The organism is Morganella sp. HSTU-ASny43, from assembly GCF_022819185.1.
In the GTDB taxonomy this organism is placed as follows: domain Bacteria; phylum Pseudomonadota; class Gammaproteobacteria; order Enterobacterales; family Enterobacteriaceae; genus Morganella; species Morganella morganii.
The window spans coordinates 19468-42299 of the sequence record NZ_WSPG01000011.1; the positions used below are offsets into that span (position 1 = coordinate 19468).

Consider the following 22832-nt stretch of genomic DNA (forward strand, 5'->3'; position numbering starts at 1 on the left):
GTTTGCAATAACTAACAACAGAGGATAACGCGAATGGTTCTCGGCAAGCCACAAACAGACCCCACGCTTGAATGGTTTTTGTCTCACTGCCATATCCACAAATATCCATCCAAAAGCACGCTTATTCATCAGGGCGAAAAGGCAGAAACACTCTACTATATTGTAAAAGGTTCTGTTGCGGTGCTGATCAAAGATGAAGAAGGCAAAGAGATGATTTTATCCTATCTCAACCAGGGTGATTTCATCGGTGAACTCGGATTATTTGAGGAAGGACAGGAACGTACAGCGTGGGTACGGGCAAAAAGCGCCTGCGAAGTTGCAGAAATCTCGTACAAAAAGTTCCGCCAGCTTATCCAGGTTAACCCGGATATCCTTATGCGCCTTTCCGCGCAGATGGCAAACCGCCTGCAAACCACATCAGAAAAGGTCGGAAACCTTGCATTCCTTGATGTGACAGGCCGCATCGCCCAGACATTACTGAACCTGGCAAAACAGCCGGATGCAATGACTCATCCGGACGGCATGCAAATCAAAATTACCCGTCAGGAAATCGGCCAGATTGTGGGATGTTCCCGCGAAACCGTCGGTCGTATTCTGAAGATGCTGGAAGATCAGAACCTGATCTCCGCACACGGTAAAACTATCGTGGTATACGGCACCCGTTAATCCGGACCGTCCTTATCACCAAAACAGGCGCATCCGCGCCTGTTTTTTTGTTTCTGAATCCCGCCGTTTACTGCATTTCCCGAAAATCACTCAGGGTTTTTGCCAGTCGTTTCATCCCTTCATCCACATCGGCTTTTTCAATAATCAGCGATGGCGTGAAACGCAGAACATTGGTACCGGCGTTAAGCAGCATCAGACCGTTTTTGGCTGCCAGTCCCAGCAGGGTTTTTGACTGATCGCGGTAGATACCCGCCAGTTCGGCACCAATCAGCAGCCCTTTCCCGCGGATCTCCGCAAATGCACCAAATGTACTGTTCAGGGATTGCAGTGCATCCGCAAACCACTGGTGGCGCTCATTCACTCCCGCCAGCAATGCCGGGTCGTTGATCAGATCAAAGGCCGCATTACCGACCGCACAGGCCAGCGGGTTGCCGCCGTAGGTTGTACCGTGCGTACCGGGTACCATCACCTGTGCAATGTCCTGTTTTGTCAGCATGGCACTGATCGGGAAACCGCCGCCCAGCGCTTTGGCCGTGGTCAGAATATCCGGCTCAATACCGTAATCCATATAGGCAAACAGTTTGCCGCTGCGCCCCATCCCGCTCTGCACTTCATCAAATACCAGCAGCGCCTGATGTTTATCACATAATTCACGCAGGCCCTGCATAAAGGCCGGTGTGGCAGCTGTGATCCCGCCCTCGCCCTGGACAGGTTCCAGCACCACGGCACAGGTGTGATCATCCATCACTGCTTTGACAGCATCAAGGTCGTTAAAAGGCACATGAATAATATCTGCCGGTTTCGGCCCGAAGCCATCAGCATATTTCGGCTGACCACCGACAGAAACGGTAAAGAGTGTCCGGCCGTGGAAGCCGTGATGGAAAGCGATAATTTTGGTTTTATAAGGATGATGACGGGTCAGTGCATAATGACGCGCCAGTTTGAATGCGGCTTCATTTGCCTCCGCACCGGAGTTGGCAAAGAAAACCCGTTCCGCAAACGTATGTTTTATCAGCTTCTGCGCCAGTATCAGCGCCGGTTCATTAGTAAAAATATTGCTGACATGCCAGAGCGATTCACTCTGGGCTTTCAGGGCCGCGATCAGTGCCGGATGACAATGGCCCAGCGCCAGTACGGCAATACCACCGGCGAAATCAACATATTCAGTGCCGTTCTGATCCCACACCCGGCTTCCCTGACCTCTGACAGGAATAAAATCAGCCGGTGCATAAATTGGCAGCATCACTTCATCATAAGTGCCGCGCGTAACCGCATTCTGTTTTGTCATCGTTCCTTACCTGATCTATCCACAAGTGAAAATATAATCACCAAATATGAATAAAAAATCAAATCAAAACGAATGAAAAAACAGAACCGGGGATAAAATAAGCGATAACTGATTAGTATTTCAGGAAATTATTCAGGAGTTCATGCCCCTGTTCACTGAGAATACTTTCCGGATGGAACTGCACACCTTCAATCGGCAGGGTTTTATGGCGGATCCCCATGATTTCATCCACATTGCCGTCATGCAGACTCCATGCGGTAACCTCAAACGAGGCAGGCAATGTTTCCGGGGCAATCACCAGCGAGTGATAGCGGGTGACGGTCAGCGGACGGTTCAGCCCTTTGAACACACCCTGCTGATTATGATGGATTGCTGTGGTTTTGCCGTGCATCACTTTACGCGCCTTCACCACCTGCGCGCCGAATGCCTGGCCGATAGCCTGATGCCCGAGACACACCCCGAGGATCGGGATTTCACCGGCGAAATGGCTGACCGCATCCAGTGAAATACCGGCTTCTGACGGCGTGCAGGGACCCGGTGAGATCACCAAGTGAGATGGCGATAATTGCTCAATATCACTGAGGCTGACGGCATCATTTCGTTTAACCTGTACATCTGCACCTAACTCACAGAAGTATTGATACAGGTTATAAGTAAATGAGTCATAATTATCGATAATTAATAGCATGATTATCTATATCCGACTGATATATTTATCTTTTTTATTTTCAAACTGCTGTATCAGGCACACGTTGACAATACCCTGCAACCCCGGGGGATTGCACAGACAGTTTCATGAAGCGGGCTATAATACCACAGCCGGACAGAGAAAATAGCCCGAATGCGGCATGGTGCCGCAGAGGCAGATATCGTCTTATTCAGACTATCAGGGAGTTTGACATGCTTACGGGGAATATCCGGAAATATTCCCCTTAGTCTGCACGAAAATACGGTTTATTTTACGATAGTTGCAGAAATAATTTTGATCGGTGTCGATGGCACGTTCTGGTACGGACCGATGTTTTCTGTCTTCACTTTTGAGATTTTATCGACAACTTCCATGCCGTTCACGACTTTACCAAACACAGCATAGCCGAAATCACGCTGGCCGTGGTCGAGGAATGCATTATCCGCTACGTTAATAAAGAACTGGCTGGTTGCACTGTCTTTATCTGCGGTACGCGCCATCGCAATGGTGCCGCGCAGGTTACGCAGGCCGTTATCCGCTTCATTTTTTACCGGCGGGCGGGTCTGTTTCTGGTTCATATCCGCCGTAAAGCCGCCGCCCTGCACCATAAAGCCCGGGATGACACGGTGGAATGTTGTATCGTCATAGAATTTATCGGTGACATACTGTTTGAAATTTTCCACAGTCTGCGGCGCTTTTTCATTATCCAGCGCAATTTCAAAATCGCCTGCGGTGGTGGTAAATTTAACATGCGTCTGCTCCGCCGCGAACGCCAGCGACGTTGCACTGAGGGTACAGGCTGCCACAAATGTAACTAAAACACGTTTTAACATTCCCAATTCCTTTCAACGAAATAAACTGACACTAATCTTACCGATTTTAATGGGCAATGGCGCTGAGCGCCACAGATTTACTTTAATTTACCTTTACTGCCGGGATAACTAATTAATATAAGAATTTTTCACGTATTTGTACTGATGATATTCTGCGCACAGCCCGTAATTTAGTAAAATAAGACGGAACCGTTCATTCTGCTGATGCTTTTATTGCATTTAACGCGTAAATATAAATATCATATTGATTTTTATGCGTAAATTTCATTTTTTGATGAAAAATTCAACTTATGCCAAATAAAAAATAACACCTGCCTGTATAACCGATAATAAACCGCTCTGTTTTTTTATCTTTTTGCGCGTAAATATCCGTGTTTTTTCCACCGGGAAGACTTTGTTTTTTCCGGATTATATCGGTTACCACACACAGCCCGATTATTGTTATTACTTTTTTCCGCTCTGAGAATAAACAGACACAGTAATCTGTCTGCCACAGTTCTTAAACAACAGGCATTAGGCTATAATCATCCCGGTTTCGACCTGAGGAGAACAGATTTTGACCATTAAAACGCACAACTACCAAGCGACCCATTTTGTCATCAGCGCACCGGATATCCGCCATTTACCGGAAGATACGGGGATCGAGGTGGCGTTTGCCGGTCGCTCCAATGCCGGAAAATCGAGTGCACTGAATGCACTGACACAACAAAAAAGCCTGGCGCGGACCAGTAAAACCCCGGGACGCACCCAGCTTATTAACCTGTTTGAAGTCACTGAGGGCTGCCGTGTGGTTGACCTGCCGGGCTACGGTTACGCCGAAGTACCGGAAGCGATGAAACGCAAATGGCAGGCAGCGCTGGGTGAATATCTGCAAAAGCGCGACTGTCTGCGCGGTCTGGTGGTGCTGATGGATATCCGCCATCCGCTCAAAGACCTGGATATGCAGATGATTGAATGGGCTGTGGCTATGCAGGTACCGGTTCTGGCACTGCTGACCAAAGCCGACAAACTGGCCAGCGGCGCACGTAAAAAGCAGCTGATGGCGGTGCGTGATGCACTGACTGATCTGAGTGAAACCGGCGATATTCAGGTGGAATATTTCTCCGCCCTGAAAAAAATCGGCATTGATAAATTACGTCTGAAACTGGACACCTGGTTCAGCGAAAGCGACGCAGAGTGATCCTCTGAAATATCCGCTCATGAAGAAGCCCGCGACAGCGGGTTTTTTTATGCAAAAAAAATGCTCCGGTCAGACATTGTCTGACCGGAGCAGCTAATATTCAGCTAAATCCGATTACGTGAAGTAAAAGGTCTGAAAGATAGAACATCTTACCTCTGTACCCTACGCGAATAACTTTACCGCAAATTTGCCGACAAAAAAACCTTTTTTGTAATTTTTTTTCAGATTGCGCACGATTCAGCTTGTCATAAAACCGTCAAATTCCTTCCAAATGTACTTTAATTACATATTTATGCGATCTGGATCTATAGGTAGTCCGGGGCTGTCCGCACAAAATAGCAACAAAACAGCACAAATGATGCCGTTTTCACACCATACTGTTATGATAGTCTGAGCGCATCCGGGAGTACGTCTCCCCATAATTTTTATTTATATTAGTGAGTTAGCTATGGCATTACTGACATTACGGCATTTTCCTGATCCCTGCCTGCGGGAAACGGCCCAACCCGTCACGGTTTTTGATGACGAACTGAAAACATTTGTCACGGATATGACAGAAACCATGTATGCCGAACGGGGCATCGGCCTTGCCGCGCCGCAGGTGGGTGTCTGTAAGCGTGTGATTATCGTGGATGTCTCTGAAAACCGCGATCAGCCGATGGCGCTGATTAATCCGGAATTTATTCAGTGCGACGGCGAAATGATGATGATGGACGGCTGTCTGTCCCTGCCGGAGAGTTATACGGAGACACAACGCTACTCCGCTGTTACTGTCCGTTATCAGGATATAAACGGTGCAGAATATACCCTTGAGGCGGAAGGATTACAGGCGGGCTGCCTTCAGCATGAAATCGACCATCTCAACGGCAAGTTATTTATCGATCATCTCTCGCCACTGAAGCGCCAGCGCATTGAGAAAAAAGTGAAGAAAACCCTGAAAATGCGGGAAGAAAACGCCTGACAGACCCGCTCCGGGGCCAATACCTTTACGCTATAGATTTCAATTTGTGGCAAGGCGGCAAAGGAAGAAATCCGGGGAGCATACACCAGTATGTGACCCGGATCTCTGAGTACGGGCAATGTGATACCGGATGCTAAGGCTAAATCATTCGGTTTGCAGCAAGGCAGCAAGCAGAAGGAACCGGGGAGCATACATCAGTATGTGACCCGGTTCGTGACGCGCAGCGAACACCGCTGCAGGCCGAAGGATGACGCCTTAGTGGGCTTCGTCCCAGTTGGCTCCAACCCCCGCTTCTACTTTTAACGGCACATCAAGTTTCATCGCGGCTTCCATCAGCCCGCGGATCTTCTCTGCCATCTCAGCCTGTTGTTCTTTTCGTACTTCAAACACCAGTTCATCGTGCACCTGCATAATCATCAGCGCATCGATGTTCTCTTTTTGCAGCCAGTCATCCACGGCAATCATCGCTTTTTTGATGATATCTGCTGCGGTGCCCTGCATCGGGGCGTTGATCGCCTCGCGCTCAGCCGCCTTGCGTCGCATACCATTACGGGAATTAATTTCCGGCAGCCAGAGACGGCGGCCTTCAAGTGTTTCCACATAGCCTTTTTCTGCCGCATGTTCACGGGTTCGGGCCATATACTCCAGCACGCCCGGATAGCGCTCAAAATAGAGATCCATATAGCGCTGCGCTTCGCCGCGCGGGATCCCCAGCTGACGGGCAAGACCAAATGCACTCATGCCGTAAATCAGGCCGAAGTTGATCGCCTTCGCGCTGCGGCGCTGATCCGCCGTCACTTCGTCCAGCGGCACACCAAACACTTCGGCGGCGGTGGCGCGGTGGATATCCTTGCCTTCGGCAAAGGCTTTCAGCAGCCCTTTGTCCTGTGACAGATGCGCCATGATGCGCAGTTCAATCTGAGAATAGTCCGCGGCCATAATGCAGTAGCCGTCACGGGCAATAAATGCCTGACGGATACGGCGGCCTTCATCGGTTCTGACCGGAATATTCTGCAGGTTCGGGTCACGGGAAGAAAGACGGCCGGTCGCGGTCACTGCCTGGTGATACGAGGTATGCACACGGCGGGTTTTCGGATCCACCATCAGCGGCAGTTTATCGGTATAGGTGGTTTTCAGTTTGGACAGGCTGCGGTGTTCGAGGATCACTCGCGGCAGTTCATGGTTATCCGCCAGCTCTTCCAGCACTTCCTCATTGGTTGACGGTGCACCGCCCGGAGTTTTCTTCACCACCGGCAGATTCAGTTTTTCAAACAGAATGGTTTGCAGCTGCTTCGGTGAAGAGAGGTTGAACTCTTCCCCGGCAATCGCAAACGCCTGTTTTTCCAGCTCATCCAGACGGGCGGTCAGCTCCGCTGACTGTGCCGCCAGCACATTGGCGTCAATCAGAACACCGGTTCGTTCCATACGGGAAAGCACCGGCACCAGCGGCATTTCGATATCCTGATAGACGTGCAGCAGCGATTTTTCAGCTTCCAGCTGCGGATACAGCGCCTGATGCAGCAGCAGTGTGATATCCGCATCTTCCGCCGCATAATTGGCGGCTTCTTCCAGCGGGATCTGATTAAACGTCAGCTGCTTTTTGCCTTTCCCGGCGATATCTTCAAAGGTGGTGGTTTTGTAATTCAGATGACGGTCGGCCAGGCTGTCCATATCATGACGCCCGGCGACACTGTTGAGCACATAGGATTCCAGCATGGTATCGAAGGCGATTCCGCGCAGTTCCACACCGTAATTTTCCATAATCCCACGATCAAATTTCAGGTTCTGACCGATTTTCCGTATTTTTTCATCTTCCAGAATCGGTTTCATCACCCGCAGCACCTGCTCAGTCAGCAACTGATCCGGCGCATCCAGATAATCATGACCAATCGGCACATACGCCGCATGGCCTGCTTTCGCCGCAAATGACATCCCGACCAGACGCGCGGAGAGATTATCCAGACTGTCGGTTTCGGTATCAAACGCAAACTCACCGGCTTCACGCAGGATTTGAGCCCAACGGTTCAGCGCCTCTTCATCAAGAATAGTTTCATAGTTTTCGCTGCTGATGTCCGGCGTGACCGCCGGTGCAGCCGGGGTCTGTACTGCGGTGGTTACCGCTGCCTTTGACGACGCGCTGCGAGTACTTTTCTTCGCCAGCCAGCCGCCGTTTTCCAGATCACTTATCCAGCGTTTAAATTCATACTGCGTGAATAATGCATGCAGCTTATCTAAGTCCGGTTCCGTCAGTACCAGGGAATCCCAGGTGCAATCGAGTTCCACATCGGTTTTGATGGTCGCCAGAGTGTAAGAGAGATATGCCATCTCTTTATTGGTTTCCATCTTCGGTGCGAGGGTTTTGGCACCACGGAAGCTCAGTCCGGCAATTTTATCCAGGTCTGCATAAATATCATCCAGGCTGCCCAGCCCCTGTAATAAGGCCTGAGCGGTCTTCTCGCCGACGCCCGGCACGCCCGGGATGTTATCGGAGGAGTCGCCCATCAGCGCCAGATAATCAATAATCAGTGACGGCGGAACACCGTATTTGGTTTCCACCTCTTCCGGCCCGAGAATGGTATTGTTCATGGTATTGATCAGGGTGATATCCGGGGTCACCAGCTGCGCCATATCTTTATCACCGGTACTGATCAGCACGGCGCGGCCTTCTGCCGCCGCCTGCTTCGCCAGTGTCCCGATAACATCATCCGCTTCCACGCCGGAAACAGATAACAGCGGCATCCCCATCGCGACGACCATGTCATGCAGCGGCGCTATCTGCTCACGCAGATCATCCGGCATCGGCGGGCGGTGTGATTTATAGGCTTCAAACAATTCATCACGGAATGTTTTACCTTTAGCATCAAATACGACGGCAACATGGCTGGGTTCATACTGCATTATCAGGCTGCGCAGCATATTCAGCACGCCGTACATGGCACCGGTCGGTTGTCCGGCGCTGTTAGTCAGCGGAGGGAATGCGTGGTAAGCACGATAGAGGTACGATGAACCATCGACTAAAATCAAAGGGTTGTCTGCAATCTGAGCCATAATTGCCTTCACAGTATTAAATGGATTCTTGCGGGTAGCATGCCACAGACTGCGGCGTCAGACGACTATTATCGGCCTCAGCCGTTAATCTTCCCGCACTCAGAACAGGACGGGTTTGCCCTGGAAATAAAAAATAACAAGCTGTGGATAACTTTGTGGGTAAATTTATGAACCCTATGTAAATCACTGTCTGCAGCGCGATATGCCTGAATCTCGTTCAAAAAAATCAATAGGTTATAAACGAATGCCGCAAGATAATCTGCCGTTGTAATCACTTGATTAATGTGGATAGTAAAAAAGCAATGGCGTTACCGCCATTGCTTCCCGGAGATACAGATGCTGTGATCAGTTCTGTTTGATCAGATAATTGACCGTATCAGAGAACGCTTTACCGTATTCATTCACATCTTTGACTTCCAGACCGGCGTTGTTGATCTGGTATTTACCTTTGACAAAGACTGCCGGCACACCGCGTAATTTGTAATCCGCAGCCGCTTTCTGCTGCTTGGCAATCAGGGATTTCACAAAGATACTGTTCGCGGCGGAATCATAATCCTCGCCGGTCACACCAGCTTTGATAAAGGCGTCACGGACATCAGCAGGCGTTTTAATTGTGCCGGTTTTCTGAATGCCTTCGAACAGGAGCGGAGTCACTTTGTCCTCAACACCCATCGCCATTGCCACAGACCAGGCTTTGGTCAGTTCAGGCCCCATCGGACCGCCGAGGAAATCAACATGATAACGTTCATGTTTCGCCCCTTCCGGCAGGTTTTTGCTGATGGATTCCGGTACTTTGAAGTTTTCTTCAAACTGGTAGCAGTGCGGGCAGTAGAAGGAGAAAAACTCCACCACGTCAGGCTGATTTGTTACCGGTGTGCTCAGTTCGGTGTACTCTTTTCCCGATACCGGGTTTGCAAAGACACTGAATGACATCGCAAATCCAATCAGCGCTAACCAAAGTTTCTTCATCTTTATCTCTCCTGAAAATCAATAAGGCAGAAAGCGCGTCAGCGGAGGCTCCGCCAGTACGGCTGTCTGTTCAGTCATCAGTGATTGCTGCTGTGACCAGAAATCACCTTCCGCCATCCACGGAAATGCCCGGGGAAAAGCGGGATCCTGCCAGCGGCGTGCCACCCAGGATAAAAAATGAACCATGCGCATGGCGCGCAGCGGTTCAATCAGTGCCAGCTCCCGCGTATCGAAGTCACAAAACTCCTGATAGGCATCGAGCAGAATATCCAGCTGATAACGGCGCGAATCCGTATCCCCGCTGAGCAGCATCCACAGATCCTGCACTGCCGGACCGTTGCGGGCATCATCGAAATCCACCAGCCACGGTTCATCACGCCATAAAATATTACCCGGATGACAATCCCCGTGCAGGCGAATGGCGTGCCAGTCGTCGTGCCAGCGGGCGGATGTCTCACGGATCAGGGTATCCAGTGTCGCGATAAAGCTGTCACGACGCGCCTGCGGGATCAGCGGGCACTGCGCGAGGATTTCACGCGGTGTCAGCAGATATTCCTGCAGTCCGATCGCCGGCCGGTGCTCAAAACAGCGTTCCCGGCTTATCTGATGCAGCCGTCCGAGCAGCCGCCCGGTGCTTTCCAGCTGATCAAGATTATCCGTCTCATACGCCCGTCCGCCGACCGACGGAAACAGCGCGAACAGATAACCGTCCTGTGACAGCAGCGTGTCGCCGTCAAAGGCCAGCGGTGCCGCGACCGGCAGCCCGGCCTGAGCCAGTGTCAGGGTCAGGTCGTGCTCCTCACGGATCTGCGCCTCATTCCAGCGGGCCGGACGATAGAATTTCACCACATAGCGGGTACGGTTTTCATCCGTAAACTGATATACGCGGTTTTCATAGCTGTTCAGTTCCGTCAAACCGGAATCAAGCCAGATACCGTAACGGCTCAGGCTGTCGATCAGGCGGTCAGGCCGGAAATCCTGAAAAGTGAAAACCGGCGGGGTAATCGTCTGCATTACTCTTTGATGATGCCGCGTGCACGTAACAGGGCGGTTTTAAAATCTTCTTCGTAATCTTTTTTCAGACCCGGAATGGCGTCTGTTGCCTCAGAGCCGCGCATTTTCAGGTGATAAATAAGAATATCATCGGTCAGGTCAGATAATTCACCCTCAAACCCGGCTTCGTCAGCCAGTTTCTGTAACATCTGCATCAGGTTCAGATCAGAATGTTGCTGCCAGACAGGGTGCAGAAGTTCGATAACCTCATTAAGACGATGACATTTCATAATAAATTCCTTATAAGCAAGATCGTAACACATTACCAATTATCCGCCGCTCCGGAAAGAACAGGACTGTCAGGATGCGTAAATATTGGCAGGCTGTAATAACTGCGGCGTATTATCCGTGATTATAACGACCATTGCATTGATATTCGCGCTCACTATACCGGAATCCTTGTTAAGATAAGTTCAGAATATTTATCAGAGATTGTCAGAGAAACTGAAAATGATGATGCAACTCAGCGGCTGTATTCTTGCCGGCGGCCGGGCCACCCGGATGCAGGGACAGGACAAAGGTCTGGTATTACTGGGCGGGATCCCGCTTTATCAGCACAGTGTAAAACTGCTCGCCCCGCAGACAGACGATATTTTTATCAATGCCAACCGCAATACGCAGGATTATCACGCCACCGGCCTGCGGGTGGTCGCCGATACATTACCGGATTTTCCGGGCCCGCTTGCCGGGATGCTCGCCGGTCTTGAAAATGCCCTGCACGACTGGGTGCTGTTCGTACCCTGTGATGTGCCGCAGTTCCCGGCGGATCTGGCAGAAAAACTCTGGCAGCAGAAAGGTGATGCCCTGTGCGCTTATGCCTGTGATCACCAGCGGGCGCATCCGGCCTTTGCGCTGTGTCACCGCTCGCTGATCACGCCGCTGACAGAATACCTCACCGGCGGCGATCGCAAACTTCTGCTGTTTATGGATAAAATCGGCGCCAAAGCCGTCACATTTGATGCCAATCCCGGTGATTTTATTAATCTCAATACCCTTGCCGAGTGCCGGGAATGGGAAAAACAGCACCGGTTGCCGCACCCGGCACCACTGCTGGCCGTCACTGCCTACAGCGGCACCGGTAAAACCACACTGCTGAAAAAGCTGATCCCGCAGTTACGGGAAAGCGGGCTGCGCATCGGCCTGGTCAAACACACGCATCACGATATGGATGTGGACACCCCGGGGAAAGACAGCTACGAGCTGCGTAAAGCTGGTGCTTATCAGACTCTGGTGGTCAGTCAGGAGCGGTTTGCACTGATGACCGAAACCCCGGGTGGCGCGGAGCCTGATCTGATGCAGCTGGCCGCCCGCTTTGATACACGGGAGCTGGATCTTATCCTGGTGGAAGGGTTCAAGGGGGAATCCGTACCGAAAATCGCCCTGTTCCGCGATGTGACTGACCGTCCGTATCAGACACTGCTGGATGAGTTTGTTATTGCGTTTGCGTCAGATAAGCCACGGCTGGATGTTACTGTACCGCAGCTGGATATCAACAATATCACTGCCATCCGTGACTTTATTGTCAGCTGGCTGGAACACCATCCGTAATCGTCACTCATATCGGGCCTGACATAAAATCATGTTACCCGGCCCGATATGAGTCTCATCTGCATGCTCATACTTTTTATCCTGAAAAAACCATTTAATATTATTATTTCCTCTTTAAAAATAGAGAAATATTGAATATGACGTTATTTGATCTATCCTGAAAACGTATTTGTTGTATTTCCTGAAACAAAAAACGAGGTTTATTTATCATGAAAAAGTATTTCGTCACCGCGTGTCTGGTTGCTGCAAGTGCATTTTCCTCAGTGGCTCTCGCTGAACCTGCTGATATTCAGGTACCCGATAAAATGACCTGCAAAGAATTCGTTAATCTGAACCCGCAAAGCTGGGCGCCGGTTGCCCTGTGGGTGATCAGCAAAGACACACAATACCCGGGCGGTGACTTTGTGGCACTGTCAGAAAAAGGGGTTGCAGAAGCACCAAAAATTGTTGAATTCTGTAAGAAATTCCCGGAAGGCACCCTTCAGGATTACCTGGCTGCCCGCAATAAATAATCTCTGAAAATAAATAATGAAACGCCGGAGATATATTCCGGCGTTTTTATGCCACTATTCCGGCAAACTTTCCGCTGCATATTTGCTACAGTATATCTTTCAGCCGCTTTACCGGATAAAAGATATAATGAGTGACGAACTGATTCTGGTCGATGAACATGATAATACCCTCGGGTATGACGAAAAACTCCGCGTTCATCAGCTCGGATTACTGCACCGTGCGTTTTCTGTATTCCTGTTTAATGATGCGGGTGAGCTGCTGATCCAGCAGCGCGCACTCAGCAAATACCACTCCGGCGGATTGTGGGCCAACAGCTGCTGCAGTCATCCCCGCCGTGGTGAATCGCTGGAACAGGCGACACAGCGCCGTCTGCAGGAAGAGCTGGGGATCACCTGTCCTCTGCGGCCTGCCGGACATATCATTTATCGTGCGGATGTTCCGCCGTCCCTGACTGAACATGAATATGATCACCTGTTTACCGGCCACTATAACGGCCCGTTTTCCCTGAATCCGCAGGAGGTCGCTGCCGTGCGCTGGATATCACTCACTGACCTGAAACAAGAGATGCGTGACCATCCGCAGCAATTTGCCGAATGGTTTAAGGTCATTGCAAAAAAATTCCCGCTGTTACAGATAACAACGTCATGACACTGATTACTGAAGAACGTGCGCCTTCCGCACAGGAGTACTGCGCGCTGCGCATTAAAGCCGGATTGTCGGCAAAATCACTGAAAGCGGCTGAGATCGGGCTGCATCGGGGGCTATCTTACATCCGCCACACTTGAAGGTTCCTATATCCCGATGGTCGCGGATAAACCCGGTTTCTATGAAAAGCCCGGCCGGAAATCTGTCGGCCCGGCATCAGAGGGGATGTCGAAGAAGTTCGGGTGACCGTCAGCTATTCAGAATAGATGCCGGTTGCCAGCTGCAGATCCCGTAATGTAATCATCAGCAGCATCGGGTCAGCCGGTGACGGCATAAAACCGGTATGCTCATAAAAACGTCTGGCATTATCAGACAGAGCACGGACAACAATACCGCGGATACCCACAATCCCGGCCGCCTGCAAGACCCGCAGTGCGGCATCTTTTATCAGACCCCGTCCGATCCCTCTGCCTTTTACGCTTTCGTCAACAGCAAGACGTCCCGGCAGGATAACCGGAATTTCCGGGGGCATATTACGTCTGAAACGACCCGCCGCCTGTGAACAGGTAATAACGCCTGTCGATAATGCATAATAGGCCATTATCCGGTTATGGTGGCAGACGACAAATGTCCGTGAGGCTCCGGATTGCTGATTTTGCAATGCGCGGGTTTTCAGCCAATGGTTAAGGGACTCCTCACCTGACTGAAAAACGGTAAAATCATGATGCTGCTGCAAGGGTTCCGGTGCCGTTAAGTTCAATATTACTTCTCCCACGGCGCCTTCGTCAGCATGGTCTTCTTCAGCGCCTCACCGGACTGTGGTGCCATATCCAGTCTGGTAATAAACTGCTGATAGACATCGGTACTGACATCAATAACCCGTAAATCTGCCAGTGTTTCTTCGGCGGCACGCCGCGCAGCTTCCAGTACGAACTCGGTTCTGTTTTTACCGGCAGCATGCGCTGCGCGATCAATCAGAATTTTATCTTCCGGTTTGATGCGTAAATTCAGTGTTGAACGGGTGATATTCACGCCGGACACAGGATGCTGCTCATCTGTGTGTTTTGTCATATCCTCCTCCGGAATAATGTTACATCCTTTTAAACATAGTACGGTGTAGTGTCATTGTCATTACGTAAAATAAAGCAGGCCGGACATCGTCACGGCCTGCTTTGCAGACATCAGTATCAATTAATGTGCCATCAGCGCATTGTCACAAATTCTTCCGCTGCTGTCGGGTGGATTGCCACGGTGTTATCGAAATCTTTCTTGGTGGCGCCCATTTTCAGTGCAACCGCAAAGCCCTGCAGGATTTCGTCCATGCCGTAGCCGATGCCGTGGATACCGACGATTTTTTCGTCTTTACCCGCACACACCAGTTTCATTTTGCATGGCTGGCGGTGGCTGGTGACAGCGGTATACATGGCGGTGAAAGAGGATTTGTAACATTTCACATTATCCGCGCCGTACTGCTCAATTGCCTGTGGCTCGGTCAGACCCACGGTGCCGATAGCCGGATGGCTGAAGACAACGGTAGGGATATTGGTGTAATCCAGGTGCTCGTCCGGCTTGTTGTTAAACAGGCGCTCAGAGAGACGGCGGCCTGCGGCAACCGCAACCGGCGTCAGTTCGACAGCACCGGTGTTATCCCCCACCGCATACACACCAGGAACTGAGGTGTTCTGGTATTTATCCACCTGAATATAACCGCGATCGTTGAGTTTCACGCCGGTCACATCCAGATTGATATTGTCTGTTGCCGGTTCACGGCCGATAGCCCAGATCAGGCAATCCACAGTCTGCTCGTGGCCGTTTTCCAGTTGCAGGGTCAGGCTGCCGTCCGCATTTTTCACAACCGCTTTCGGTACAGAGTTGGTGTGCAGTGACGGCCCTTCGGTGTTCATCACTTCGACCAGCGTTTCTGTGATCAGCGGGTCAAAATTACGCAGCGGCGCATGTTTGCGGACGAACAGATGTGTTTCGCTGCCCAGCGCATTCAGCACCCCGGCCAGTTCCACGGCGATATACCCGGCACCGACCACCGCCACACGTGACGGCAGAGCTTTCAGTGCGAAGAAACCATCAGAATCAATGCCGTATTCCGCGCCCGGGATGGACGGCGGAACCGGACGGCCGCCGGTGGCGATCAGGATATGATCCGCGGTGTACGTTTCACCGTTCACTTCCACCGTGTGTGCATCTTTAAAACGGGCAAAACCGGTGATCACATCCACTTTGTTATTGCCGAGAACGCGCTCATAAGACTGGTGAATACGATCAATATACGCAGAACGGCTTTCCAGCAGCTTGTCCCAGCTGAAATGATTGATGGTGGTATCAAACCCGTAATCCGGGCCGTACTGGCGGATAGCTTCCGCAATCTGCGCGCCGTACCACATCACTTTTTTCGGGACACAACCGACGTTAACACACGTGCCGCCGAGCGCTTTTGCTTCAATCAGGGCACATTTCTGCCCGTACATTGCTGCCCGGTTTACAGACGCAATACCGGCACTGCCGCCGCCGATTGCAATATAATCGTAATGTTTGCTCATAGTTGGCTCGTTCCATTTATCAGTCAATACATAAACACCCGCTGCCGTCATGCCCGCAGCGGAAACGAATTATTCCGGTGTGATCCATTCAACCAGTGTATGCCCTGTGCCTTCCGGTACCAGCACTTTATGCAGCCACGGCAGCACGGATTTCATCTGTGATTCCAGCTTCCACGGCGGGTTAATCACAATCATGCCGGATGCGGTCATGCCGCGCTGATCACTGTCAGGGCGCACTGCCAGCTCGATTTGCAGAATTTTGCGGATCCCGGTTGCCTGGAAATCTTTTACCATCCGTTTGATCTGCTGGCGCAGCACCACCGGATACCAGACCGCATAAGTCCCGGTCGCAAAGCGGCGGTGACCTTCCTGAATCCCTTTCACCACAGCCTGATAATCACTTTTCAGTTCATACGGCGGGTCAATCAGCACAAATCCGCGCCGGGATAACGGCGGTAACTGCGATTTCAGCTGCTGATAGCCATCTTCCCGCACCACACGGGCACGGTTATCACGGCTGAATTCATTACGCAGCAGCGGGAAATCAGACGGATGCAGTTCGCTGATATTTAATTTGTCGTGATCACGCAGCAAATGTGCGGCGATCAGCGGCGAACCCGGATAAAAACGCAGGTCACCACGCGGATTCAGTGCACTGACAGCTTCAAGATACGTTTTCAGTTCTTCCGGTACCGATTCCTGCGCCCAGATACGGGCGATCCCTTCCAGGTACTCCCCGGTACGCTCCGCATGCTCACCACTGAGCTGATAACGCCCGGCACCGGCGTGCGTATCCAGATACAAAAAGGGTTTGTCTTTCTCTTTTAATGATTCAATGATCAGACTCTGGACGGTGTGTTTTAACACATCCGCATGGTTGCCGGCGTGAAAGCTGTGGCGGTAACTAAGCATACAAGGGCCTCAGATGGTCGGGTGTGCACCACCCGGAACAAGAATATCAGTACAGATTGAAGTGCTCAGTATAACCTGATTTCGGCAGGAAAGAACCAATGCCCTTTCCTCATCTGTGCGGCGTGATAATGAACCATTGTCATTATTGATAGTCATAAAATGACGACTAGTATAAATAACGAGGTAAACATGACACGTTTTACAACTGCTGCACTGGCTCTGGGTGCATTACTGGTAAGCACCTCCGCGCTGAGTGCGCAGAATGGCTGTGACATCAAAAAAAGCAAAATTCAGGAGCAGCTCAGCTACGCCAAAGCTCACGGCAATACACACCGGGTGCAGGGGCTGGAGCGGGCTTTGCAGAATGTGAATACTTACTGCACACCAAACAGCCTGCGTGATGATGCCCGCGATGAAGTCAGTGACCGGACAAAAGAAGTGGCAGAGCGCAAAGCCGATTTACAGAAAGCCATCGATAAAGGCGATATCAGTAAGATTGCCAAACGCGAACGCAAACTGGCCGAAGCCGAAGCGGAATTAAAAGAAGCACAGGCGGAACTGGATTCATTATTAAAGTAATCATACCGCTGCCGGTTTTCTGACAACAGAAACCGGCAAACAGTATTAAAACGCTGTTGCTCTTAACTGCCCGAAATAATTAGTCAGCTGAAAGCGGACTTCAAAATAAGGCCCTTCCGGTTTATAAACACACCCGGTAATAAGCAGCGGAATAACCGGTATCAGCAAACAGCGGTAAATTCCCCGGTTATTTCCGGGAAAAACACATTTATTATTCATATTGTGAACATCTTATAGATTGGTATTTGTTTTAATTATTCTGAAGAGAAATAAGCGCGGCTAATTACATATTATTATCCCGGTTAATCAACCGGGAAATTCTGAAGCCCGTTATACCGGAACCTGAATTGTTCATCCGGTGAGTCCTGTAGTAAACTTAAACGGAATCAATTTCCGAACAAGCGAGGATACATGACCCGGGAAAACAACACACCGGAAGATGACAACAGCACATCATCATTAAAACCCCTGCGGAAGAATTTTGATGAAGGGTTAAAACAGGGGAAAAAAGCCCTGAAATGGAGTGTGAAAGCCGGAAATTATATCCGCAATATTCCGTTTATTGCCCATCTGATCCGCACCGCCACCCGCTTTAATGACAGAATGGGCAGCCCGTTCGGTGCAGCGATTACCTATTTCTCGTTTTTATCCATGATCCCGATTCTGATGGTCTCTTTTGCCGCCGCCGGTTATGTGCTGGCCTTTAATCCGGAACTGCTGACCAGACTTATCCGCGGTGTCGCCAACAGTATCAGCGACCCGACACTCGCCGCCACTATTGAGCGCAGTATTGATACCGCAATCCGCCAGCGTGCAACCGTCGGGTTAACCGGTCTGGCACTGGCACTCTATTCCGGGGTGAACTGGGTGGGCAATCTGCGGATGGCTATCCGGGCACAATACCACGACCAGTGGGAGCCGGATATTGAAGTGAAAGAGAATATGTTCCTGCGCTATCTGCGGGATTTCCTGGCGCTGATCGGCCTGCTGGTGGCGCTGGTGGTTACTCTCTCGCTGACCTCAATTGCCGGTGCCGCGCAAGCCCGGATTGTCGCGTTTCTCGGCCTGGATGCTGTCGAATGGCTGCGTCCCGCCTGGACAGCGATCGGCCTGACCATCTCCATCCTTGCCAACTATCTGCTGTTTACCTGGATTCTCTGGATCCTGCCGCGCATGAAGCTGAGCCGCCGCTCCCTGCTGAAAGGCACACTGCTGGCCGCAATAGGCTTTGAGATCCTGAAAACCATTATGACCTGGCTGCTGCCGAATATGGCGGCCTCCCCGTCCGGTGCTGCGTTTGGTTCCGTTATCGGCCTGATGGCCTTTTTCTATTTCTTCGCGCGCCTGATCCTCTTTTCTGCCGCCTGGATTGCGACTGATATCCAAAAAAACAAAACCGCCTGAGATTTTGGCTGCAATATGGTATGAATATCAGTCAGTGTAACGGATACTGAACCGTTACCGGCTGATATTCAGACAGTTGCAGACAACCACATCTATCAGGAGCCTCTATGCCATTCATCAATATCCGCATCACCAAAGAAGGTGCGACCGCAGAACAAAAGCAAAAACTGATTGAAGGTGCCACACAATTACTTGTTGATGTACTGGGAAAAAACCCGGCTTCAACCTTTGTGATTATTGATGAGGTGGAAACAGACAACTGGGGTGTCGGCGGACAGAGTGTGACGAAACTGCGCGCTGACGCGAAGAAATAATCATGCCGGCGCGGAATTTATCAGCCCTGCTGCAGGATGTTCAGCCGGACGGTTTTGCCACGGCATTCTGTTTCACCGGCGAAGGGTGTGAATTACCGGACGGTGCGGCACACGGCGGACTGAGCAAAAACGACAGCACGCCGGTCACCCCGGATACCCCGGTGCGGATCGCCAGTAATACCAAAACGTTTACCGCGGCGGCAGTGCTGCGCCTGTATGAACAGCAGAAGCTCAGTCTCAGTTCACCGGTCGCGCCGCTGCTCTCCCCGCAGTATGTCCGCTGGCTGACAGAGGCGGGTTATGATCTGAATGCCATCACGGTGCAGCATCTGCTCAGTCACAGCAGCGGGCTGTATGATCATGCCGATGAGAAGTATATCCGTGATGTGCTCGCCGACCCCGGCCATCTCTGGACACGGGATGAGCAGATCCGCCTGTATGTCAGCCGGGGCTATCCGCTGATGAAACCGGGCCTCTGTTTCCTCTATTCCGATACCGGGTATCTGCTGCTGGGCGATATTATTGAGCGGATCACACAACTGCCGCTGGCACAAGCGGTCCGGCAGTTGCTGCGCTTTGATGCACCGGGCATGGAATCCGCTTACTGGGAACTGGAAGAACCGGCGCCGGCGGGTCTTCCGCCCCGGGCACATCAGTATCTCGGCAATATTGACGGGGAGACCATCAGTCCGACCATGGATCTCTGGGGCGGCGGCGGGTTGATTATGTCGGTAAACGCCCTGGCGGTGTTTATGGCAAATCTGTTTGAGGGCCGTATTTTTGACAAGCCGGACACCCTTGAAACCATGCTGAAACCGGGCAGCCATGACGGTGCGGAAGATTACCGCTGCGGGGTGATGGTGACAGAGCGGGACGGCCAGACACTCTGGTATCATTTGGGATTCTGGGGAACCGCAGCTTACTATCACCCGCAGAAAAAAATCGCGGCGGCGGGCTTTGTGAATAACAGGGACACCCGGCCGTGGCTGATGAATCTGCTGGAAAGCAGCTTGTGTCAGGACGATGAATAGCCATTAAAAAAGGGTATCTGAAAGATACCCTTTTTATTTCATACCATTACCCGAAATCAGGCACTGACACCGTCGGTGTTGTTATCTGCCGCCGGTGGCTCGGCATTGCCGTTTTGCCCGCCTTTTTTAGCCGGAGCCGGTGCTTTTGGTTCTGCCGGTTTCGCTTCCTGTGACGGCGCTGCCGCTTCCGGGGTTACCGCCGGGGCTTTGGCCTGCTCTGCGGCGGCTTTTTCTGCCGCTGCTTTTTCGGCTGCCGCTTTCTCAGCGGATTCCGCATCCGCCGCAGCCTGTTTCTCTGCCGCAGCAACCGCTTTCTCCGGATGCATTATCTTATCGAACTGAGCACGCAGCTGATCCACATTCATTTCTGTCTCACCTTTCGGCTGAGTAAAGAAGAATGCGGTATCCTGTTCTAAAATCGCATGAATTTCTGCGTTCAGCACATCCGGTGTCAGGTTATTCAGGAACGCCTGACGCAGACGCTGGTACTGCTCCGGCGGAATATCAATGATATTACTCTGCTGGGACATCAGACGCTGGTTGATCAGGATATCCGTGGTGGTCCGGGCATAAATAGCAAACAACTGCTGAAGCTGAGCCTGTTTCATGGCAATCAGCGCATCAAAATTCTCAGCGGAAATCCCTTTTTCTTTCAGCACAGCCAGTTCACCGGCCAGTTCAGAGACAATCACCGGCATTTTTTCATTCGGCGCACGCAGGCTGAGCATACAGCTGGCACGCTGATACTGCATCCGGCAATCCATATTCATGGCCATGAATTTTTCATTTTTCTTGCCGATGCCCTGCTGTAATACACCAAAAAGTGCCTCACGGGCGAGGTCATTTAACCAGTAGCGGTTCAGTGCATCTGAATCTTTGACGGAAGACCAGTTCAGATCCCAGACCAGCGCCAGCATATCGTCTTTCTGATTTTCATTCACGGCATGGACTGAGCGTGGTTTCATCGGCGGTAGTGTGGCGACACTGACCGGTGTCTGACGCTTACCTTCCAGAGAGCCGAATGCTTTGCTGATGCCGTCTTCCAGCGCGCGTTTATCAACCGGCCCGGCAACATACAGTGTCGCCATATCCGGTGTGTACCAGCGCTGATAGAAACTGTTCAGTGCCTCAACATCAATTTTGCCCGCAGGCGGCGGCACCGGGTCAAACCCCTGGAGGGTGGTGCCTTTTAACCGGGCACGCCAGATAGGATCATTGATATTCGGCGGATAAGTGGCGACCGGAGAATCCGGCGCGGCCAGAGCGGCAGTAACAGTTTCCTGATTAAAAATTCCATGACCTGAGACATCCGCCATCCAGCTCAGTGCCGCTTTCAGCACTTCAGGATTATTATTCGGCAGGCTCAGGTTATAGAGTGTGAAATCATAGGAAACAATCGCCGGCGGCAGCGGCATATCCGGGCTTATACCATTACGCAGCAGGTTCGATAACTGCTGTGTGTTCAGGCTCTGGCTGTTAAACATCACCACTTTCGGGATGAGGTAAGCGAACCCTTTTTCAGCCGGTTTTTCCATCATGGAGCCGGTCTGAACAGAAAGGCGCATCTGTATGCGGTCATTCGGGCGCTGCGGCGTCTGAAGCAGCTGCCAGCTGAATCCGTTTGCCAGTTTACCCTGCTGCCATGCCGGGTCCGGCTGTAATGCTTCTGCGTGTAACTGAGATGTGACGGCAATCAGGACGCCACCGAGTAAAACACGTAAATAAGAGCGTTGCATGCTAACCTCTTTTAATATGAATCCCTGGTATGCCTTCTTCTGAGGTTTACCACTGATGCCGGAAATACTGTTATGTCAGACGATACGTACAGGCAAAAACTGACCGGCTTCCGGGACGCCCTTTTGATTCGTCTGGGTTTAGACAGCAAACCGTCCGGGAAGTTTTATGATGACTCCGTTTTATGTTTGTTCAGCTGGTTCCGGTACCCCTTCGCCAGCAAACCAAGTTCATCATCCTCATGATATGCTGAACAACTGAGCTGCTCTGCAGGCTCATCACTGTTCAGCTCACGGGCCATATTACGCAGCGGCCGCACGATCAGGCGGTTAATACACCAGCTTATCGCGATCACCAGCACCAGCGCCAGTAACAGATAACTGGTCACCATCAGTGCCACGACATTCATCGCGAAGCGGTATATGCGGTTATCATCCACCTGAAGAATAAGATAACCCTGCGGGGGTTTGCCGGTATGTGCCACGCCGTAGGCGTAAAGCGGAACCTTAATCTCAACCGGGATCCCGAAAATCATTTTTGCTGTGCCGGGAATAGGACGGTGTGTGGCAAAATCCAGGCTTATCACCTGAACATTTTCCGGCGTCATCACAATCGCGCGTCCTAAAATCCCGCTGGCCCGCAATGTTATCAGCGTCGATTTTATTGCGTTTAAGTCCGACCCTAACAAGGCATCTGCCAGCGGTTTCCTGACCTGTACTGACGAATTATAAAGCTGATTGATGTAATCATCTTTCCGCTGTTGTATCAGATGTGATAACAGAAGCGTCATAAAAAGTGCGATCGTCACCAAAGTCACCGCAGCGACAACTGACATCTGTTTGATAGTCAGTGACTTTCTGACTTTTACACGCATATTCCACGCCTTTCGTTACAATTCAGTTATCACATCT

At 51.2% G+C, this 22832-nt stretch carries 24 protein-coding genes and 1 pseudogene; 12 read left to right on the forward strand and 13 right to left on the reverse strand.

The window, feature by feature from the left end; genetic code table 11:
• The first annotated feature begins 33 nt into the window (after nucleotides 1-33).
• Nucleotides 34-666, forward strand: coding sequence for a cAMP-activated global transcriptional regulator CRP (gene crp, locus GN208_RS07800; protein WP_010848517.1), 633 nt, complete (start codon nucleotides 34-36; stop codon nucleotides 664-666).
• 67 nt (nucleotides 667-733) lie between these two features.
• Here crp and GN208_RS07805 read toward each other — a convergent pair whose 3' ends face one another.
• From GN208_RS07805 to ppiA, 3 genes are all read right to left on the reverse strand, one after another.
• A complete protein-coding gene (locus GN208_RS07805; RefSeq protein ID WP_004236518.1) occupies nucleotides 734-1954 on the reverse strand; it encodes an aspartate aminotransferase family protein in 1221 nt (406 codons plus the stop codon).
• Between the two features lie 112 nt (nucleotides 1955-2066).
• Nucleotides 2067-2642: an aminodeoxychorismate synthase component II gene (locus tag GN208_RS07810; protein ID WP_004236520.1), complete on the reverse strand. Its 576-nt coding sequence runs from the start codon at nucleotides 2640-2642 to the stop codon at nucleotides 2067-2069.
• Between the two features lie 266 nt (nucleotides 2643-2908).
• Nucleotides 2909-3475, reverse strand: coding sequence for a peptidylprolyl isomerase A (gene ppiA / locus GN208_RS07815; RefSeq protein WP_004236521.1), 567 nt, complete (start codon nucleotides 3473-3475; stop codon nucleotides 2909-2911).
• 556 nt (nucleotides 3476-4031) lie between these two features.
• Between ppiA and yihA the strand changes: the two genes are divergently transcribed.
• Nucleotides 4032-4655, forward strand: a complete 624-nt coding sequence (gene yihA / locus GN208_RS07820) for a ribosome biogenesis GTP-binding protein YihA/YsxC (protein ID WP_004236522.1) — start codon at nucleotides 4032-4034, stop codon at nucleotides 4653-4655.
• Between the two features lie 448 nt (nucleotides 4656-5103).
• Nucleotides 5104-5616: a peptide deformylase gene (gene def / locus GN208_RS07825; RefSeq protein WP_004236523.1), complete on the forward strand. Its 513-nt coding sequence runs from the start codon at nucleotides 5104-5106 to the stop codon at nucleotides 5614-5616.
• 255 nt (nucleotides 5617-5871) lie between these two features.
• Here the strand turns inward: def and polA are convergent, their stop codons facing one another.
• From polA to GN208_RS07845, 4 genes are all read right to left on the reverse strand, one after another.
• Entirely contained in the window at nucleotides 5872-8664 is a 2793-nt protein-coding gene (polA, locus tag GN208_RS07830; protein WP_004236524.1) for a DNA polymerase I, read from the reverse strand.
• Between the two features lie 345 nt (nucleotides 8665-9009).
• Nucleotides 9010-9633 (reverse strand): thiol:disulfide interchange protein DsbA, encoded by a 624-nt coding sequence (gene dsbA / locus GN208_RS07835; RefSeq protein WP_004236525.1) that lies wholly within the window; start codon nucleotides 9631-9633, stop codon nucleotides 9010-9012.
• Nucleotides 9634-9651: 18 nt separating this feature from the next.
• On the reverse strand, nucleotides 9652-10647 hold the full coding sequence (locus tag GN208_RS07840; protein WP_004236526.1) for a serine/threonine protein kinase: 996 nt from the start codon (nucleotides 10645-10647) through the stop codon (nucleotides 9652-9654).
• A complete protein-coding gene (locus GN208_RS07845) occupies nucleotides 10647-10916 on the reverse strand; it encodes a YihD family protein (protein ID WP_004240741.1) in 270 nt (89 codons plus the stop codon). The genes GN208_RS07840 and GN208_RS07845 overlap by 1 nt, the downstream gene beginning before the upstream one ends.
• 226 nt (nucleotides 10917-11142) lie before the next feature.
• Between GN208_RS07845 and mobA the strand changes: the two are divergent.
• The 5 genes and pseudogenes from mobA to GN208_RS07870 all read left to right on the forward strand — a co-directional run.
• A pseudogene (mobA, locus tag GN208_RS07850) lies at nucleotides 11143-11679 on the forward strand (molybdenum cofactor guanylyltransferase MobA); the annotation flags it as partial.
• Nucleotides 11680-11715: 36 nt separating this feature from the next.
• Nucleotides 11716-12234: a molybdopterin-guanine dinucleotide biosynthesis protein MobB gene (gene mobB, locus GN208_RS07855; RefSeq protein WP_225806429.1), complete on the forward strand. Its 519-nt coding sequence runs from the start codon at nucleotides 11716-11718 to the stop codon at nucleotides 12232-12234.
• 209 nt (nucleotides 12235-12443) lie between these two features.
• Nucleotides 12444-12746: an HdeA/HdeB family chaperone gene (locus GN208_RS07860; protein WP_004236529.1), complete on the forward strand. Its 303-nt coding sequence runs from the start codon at nucleotides 12444-12446 to the stop codon at nucleotides 12744-12746.
• 127 nt (nucleotides 12747-12873) lie between these two features.
• Nucleotides 12874-13395 carry an isopentenyl-diphosphate Delta-isomerase gene (idi, locus tag GN208_RS07865; protein WP_015422407.1) on the forward strand — a complete coding sequence of 174 codons (522 nt, stop codon included), beginning with the start codon at nucleotides 12874-12876 and terminating at the stop codon, nucleotides 13393-13395.
• Nucleotides 13392-13532 carry a hypothetical protein gene (locus GN208_RS07870; protein ID WP_004236531.1) on the forward strand — a complete coding sequence of 47 codons (141 nt, stop codon included), beginning with the start codon at nucleotides 13392-13394 and terminating at the stop codon, nucleotides 13530-13532. Before idi ends, GN208_RS07870 begins: the two co-directional genes overlap by 4 nt.
• Before the next feature lie 113 nt (nucleotides 13533-13645).
• Here the strand turns inward: GN208_RS07870 and GN208_RS07875 are convergent, their stop codons facing one another.
• From GN208_RS07875 to GN208_RS07890, 4 genes are all read right to left on the reverse strand, one after another.
• The gene (locus GN208_RS07875; RefSeq protein WP_015422406.1) at nucleotides 13646-14152 is read right to left on the reverse strand and encodes a GNAT family N-acetyltransferase; all 507 of its coding nucleotides are present in this window, start codon (nucleotides 14150-14152) and stop codon (nucleotides 13646-13648) included.
• A gap of 2 nt (nucleotides 14153-14154) precedes the next feature.
• Complete coding sequence (locus GN208_RS07880; RefSeq protein ID WP_004236533.1) at nucleotides 14155-14463, reverse strand: DUF1778 domain-containing protein; 309 nt, start codon at nucleotides 14461-14463, stop codon at nucleotides 14155-14157.
• A gap of 131 nt (nucleotides 14464-14594) precedes the next feature.
• On the reverse strand, nucleotides 14595-15947 hold the full coding sequence (gene gorA / locus GN208_RS07885; protein ID WP_004236534.1) for a glutathione-disulfide reductase: 1353 nt from the start codon (nucleotides 15945-15947) through the stop codon (nucleotides 14595-14597).
• A gap of 69 nt (nucleotides 15948-16016) precedes the next feature.
• Nucleotides 16017-16859 (reverse strand): 23S rRNA (adenine(2030)-N(6))-methyltransferase RlmJ, encoded by an 843-nt coding sequence (locus GN208_RS07890; RefSeq protein WP_004236535.1) that lies wholly within the window; start codon nucleotides 16857-16859, stop codon nucleotides 16017-16019.
• A 189-nt stretch (nucleotides 16860-17048) separates the two neighbouring features.
• On the opposite strand from GN208_RS07890, the gene GN208_RS07895 reads away from it, so the two are divergent.
• The 4 genes from GN208_RS07895 (at nucleotide 17049) to GN208_RS07910 (ending at nucleotide 20187) form a co-directional block, all read left to right on the forward strand.
• Nucleotides 17049-17438: a DUF1090 domain-containing protein gene (locus tag GN208_RS07895; RefSeq protein WP_004236536.1), complete on the forward strand. Its 390-nt coding sequence runs from the start codon at nucleotides 17049-17051 to the stop codon at nucleotides 17436-17438.
• A gap of 411 nt (nucleotides 17439-17849) precedes the next feature.
• Nucleotides 17850-18842, forward strand: coding sequence for an inner membrane protein YhjD (yhjD, locus tag GN208_RS07900; protein ID WP_004236539.1), 993 nt, complete (start codon nucleotides 17850-17852; stop codon nucleotides 18840-18842).
• A gap of 107 nt (nucleotides 18843-18949) precedes the next feature.
• Complete coding sequence (locus GN208_RS07905; protein ID WP_004236540.1) at nucleotides 18950-19156, forward strand: 4-oxalocrotonate tautomerase family protein; 207 nt, start codon at nucleotides 18950-18952, stop codon at nucleotides 19154-19156.
• A 2-nt stretch (nucleotides 19157-19158) separates the two neighbouring features.
• Entirely contained in the window at nucleotides 19159-20187 is a 1029-nt protein-coding gene (locus GN208_RS07910; RefSeq protein ID WP_004236541.1) for a serine hydrolase domain-containing protein, read from the forward strand.
• Nucleotides 20188-20243: 56 nt separating this feature from the next.
• Here the strand turns inward: GN208_RS07910 and GN208_RS07915 are convergent, their stop codons facing one another.
• Both GN208_RS07915 and GN208_RS07920 read right to left on the reverse strand, forming a co-directional pair.
• Nucleotides 20244-21923 (reverse strand): insulinase family protein, encoded by a 1680-nt coding sequence (locus GN208_RS07915; RefSeq protein ID WP_004236542.1) that lies wholly within the window; start codon nucleotides 21921-21923, stop codon nucleotides 20244-20246.
• Between the two features lie 164 nt (nucleotides 21924-22087).
• Nucleotides 22088-22795 (reverse strand): HAMP domain-containing protein, encoded by a 708-nt coding sequence (locus GN208_RS07920; protein ID WP_004236543.1) that lies wholly within the window; start codon nucleotides 22793-22795, stop codon nucleotides 22088-22090.
• Nucleotides 22796-22832 lie beyond the last annotated feature (37 nt).